The following is a 2,413-nucleotide window of genomic DNA, read 5'->3' on the forward strand; positions in this document are numbered from 1 at the left end:
CCTCGTGTACCGCTCCAAAATTTCACCTCTATATTCTCTATAAAAAATAAAAACTTCTATTTAAAATAATCTCAATTTTTAAAATCTAATATTCGCCATTTTACTTTCAGCACATATACTTACTTCGTTTAGAACAAAACTTAATGGAGGATTAGTATTTATGACCGCGATATATATTGCAGCAATAGCACTATTTTCAGTTTTTGCTCAATGGCTTGCTTGGGTATTTAAAGTTCCTGCCATTTTATTTTTATTATTAATAGGCTTACTACTAGGCCCTGTTTTTTCAATATTAAACCCAGACGAATTACTAGGTGATTTATTGTTTCCTGTAATCTCTCTTTCTGTTGCGATTATTTTATTTGAAGGTGCTCTTACATTACACTTTAGAGAGCTTAAAGGCATAGGAAAAGTTGTAAGGAACTTGTGCTCTATTGGTATGCTCACAACCTTTACTATTATCGCTCTGAGTAGTTATTGGTTGTTAGACTTAGATTGGAGAGTATCAGCTGTTTTAGGTGCTGTACTCGTTGTTACAGGCCCCACAGTAATCACCCCCTTACTCAATATCATGAGGCCTAGCATTGAGGTTGACCGCATATTACGTTGGGAAGGTATTGTAATAGATCCTATTGGAGCATTATTCGCAGTGCTTGTATTTGAGGCTGTGAAGTTTGCTGGGCCAACAGACGCATTAAGCCATACTTTATTTCAGTTAAGCGCAACATTAGCAATCGGTTTATCTCTTGGCGCCTTTGCAGGGTGGTTAACGACTTTATTTTTTAGAAAAGACTGGATCCCATATGAGCTACAAAAATTTACAGTCCTTGCATTCGTTTTATTTGTTTTCTCACTTTCTAACTATCTAAGTCATGAATCAGGGCTTTTAGCCGTAACAGTCTTTGGAATATGGCTTGCAAATCAAGATGACTTGGAACTAGACGCTATTTTAGAATTTAAAGAAGATTTATCAATGATCTTAATTTCAGGCTTATTTATTCTACTGGCATCTAGGCTAAGTTTGTCTGAGTTGTTATTGCTAGGTCCTACAGTGATGGTATTCCTGGTGATTGTATTATTTATTGCTCGCCCATTCTGTATTATTGTTTCGACCTTTAAATCAGACATTTCGATCAAAGGGCGAATGATCTTAGCTTGGATTTCACCTAGGGGTATTGTCGCTGCAGCAGTTGGTTCTGTTTTCTCATTAAGTATGGCTGAGCAAGGAGTAAAGGATGCTGATAAAATAGTGCCTCTTATATTTACAGTAATTATTGTTACTGTAATTCTTCAAAGCTTGACAGCTCTACCACTTGTTAAGTTATTAAAAATGCATAGACCAGAACCTTCAACTATTTTAATTATTGGTGCAAATCATGTATCAAGATCGATAGCGATTGCACTCAAAGAACAGAATATCAATATCTATTTATCTGATCCTGCCTGGGAAAATTGTAAAATGGCCAGAATGAGCGGCTTACCCTGTTATTACGGAAACCCACAATCTGAACATGCAGAAAGATATTTGCCAATGACAGATATAAAAACCGTATTAGCACTATCACCTAATAGACACAATAACGCCATTGGAGTGCAATACTTTTCACACCTTATCAAAGAAAAAAATGTATTTTCATTAAAATCATCAACTGTGCACTCTAAAGCAAATAAAGACAGTGCGACCTTTCTTTCGAGACAAATATTATTTATAAATAATACCCAAGATAATACAGCCACTTTTACACGATTAAGCGATCTAATTGCCAAAGGAGGTAAGGTAAGTACAACTCGAATCTCAGAAGAGTTTACCTGGGATAATTATTTAGAAGTAAATAAAGAAGCTGTGCCATTATTTTTAATAAATACAATCGGACAATTAAGTCCATTCACACCTCAACTGGAAAAGCCAATAGCAGGGGAAATGGTTGTTGCTATGCAACCATCTAAAATGTCAGTATTAAAAGATATGGGATAGCTATACAGCCATGCCAACCCTATTAAGTTAGTGTCCTAATATAAATTAGGATAAATTTTTAAGAGTACAAGTTATAACGTCAGACTAAACTTAAATACCTGAATCCATGCAGGCAACACAGCTTTACTGAAATGATGTAGGTGAGATATAAACGTAGGCGGTGCTTTAGCCGAGTATTGGTTGCTCTTGATTAATTTATAAAATTTCTAAAAACCCAGAAAGCAAAAAACCCGATACATTTCTGTATCGGGTTCTTTAATTAGGAGCCTGGCGATGTCCTACTTTCACATGGGAAACCCCACACTATCATCGGCGCTGTTTCGTTTCACTTCTGAGTTCGGCATGGGATCAGGTGGGTCCAAAACGCTATTGTCACCAAGCAAAATCTGTTGATTATGCTTATGTTTCGTTCTTTAATAAATTCGGTCTGCTGATACA

At 36.0% G+C, this 2,413-nt stretch carries 1 protein-coding gene and 1 rRNA gene; one reads left to right on the forward strand and one right to left on the reverse strand.

The window, feature by feature from the left end:
* Nucleotides 1-160: 160 nt before the first annotated feature.
* Nucleotides 161-1,975, forward strand: a complete 1,815-nt coding sequence (locus tag KO527_RS00110; RefSeq protein WP_216038405.1) for a sodium:proton antiporter — start codon at nucleotides 161-163, stop codon at nucleotides 1,973-1,975.
* A gap of 265 nt (nucleotides 1,976-2,240) precedes the next feature.
* Here KO527_RS00110 and rrf read toward each other — a convergent pair.
* Nucleotides 2,241-2,355: ribosomal RNA gene (gene rrf / locus KO527_RS00115) — 5S ribosomal RNA — on the reverse strand.
* Nucleotides 2,356-2,413 lie beyond the last annotated feature (58 nt).

The sequence above is a fragment of the Pseudoalteromonas sp. C2R02 genome (assembly GCF_018860845.1).
In the GTDB taxonomy this organism is placed as follows: Bacteria; Pseudomonadota; Gammaproteobacteria; order Enterobacterales; family Alteromonadaceae; genus Pseudoalteromonas.